This is a genomic window from Bacillus sp. LR--39, assembly GCF_053613335.1.
In genome coordinates, this window is the sequence record NZ_JBSIOT010001530.1 from 1 (window position 1) to 529 (window position 529).

A 529-nucleotide genomic window follows, 5' to 3' on the forward strand; every position below is an offset into this window, starting at 1 on the left:
TTTTAATATGGCGAACATTGAGATGAGGCCGCCTAATGAGGCACCGATCATTCCTCTTGACTGCGGTTCCCTGGTGACGTTCCAGTTTTCTTCGATTAGCGGAATGAACTGGTTCGTTATATCAGACAGATAGTGATATCCCATTCCGCCGAAGTCCGTGAACCGATCACTGAGTGATGCAGCCGGCCATGGGGTGTATTCATCAAGCCGGTTTTCGGGTTCGATACCGATCAGCACGAGTTCAGGGAGCCTTTGCTGTTGAAAGGCGCTTTCTAGTAATTCGATTTGGTTTTGGAACAAAGAACTGCCATCCTGCACGTAAACAGCAGGAAATCCCCCGCTGTCTGTGCTGTAGGAAGGAGGGAGGTACAGCGTGAACCTCCTGTTGCCGGCTTTGTGTTCTGAAAGAGATCCTTTCAAGCATTCTCCCCCTTTTTTTGCTTGAAAAGCAGATATAAGAAATAAGGAACTCCGAGGATCGCCAAAATGATGCCTGCGGGCACTTCTGCGGGCTGAAAAAACAGTTTTC

2 protein-coding genes are annotated in these 529 nt (G+C 48.6%); both read right to left on the reverse strand.

The genetic code is table 11. From position 1 onward, the window contains the following. Positions 1 to 420: alpha/beta hydrolase (locus ACWHAR_RS31595; protein WP_452088994.1), on the reverse strand; the 420-nt coding region annotated here is incomplete at its 3' end. Beyond that, on the reverse strand, positions 417 to 529 hold a 113-nt coding region (locus tag ACWHAR_RS31600), incomplete at its 5' end, for an iron chelate uptake ABC transporter family permease subunit (protein ID WP_452088995.1). The genes ACWHAR_RS31595 and ACWHAR_RS31600, both read right to left, overlap by 4 nt.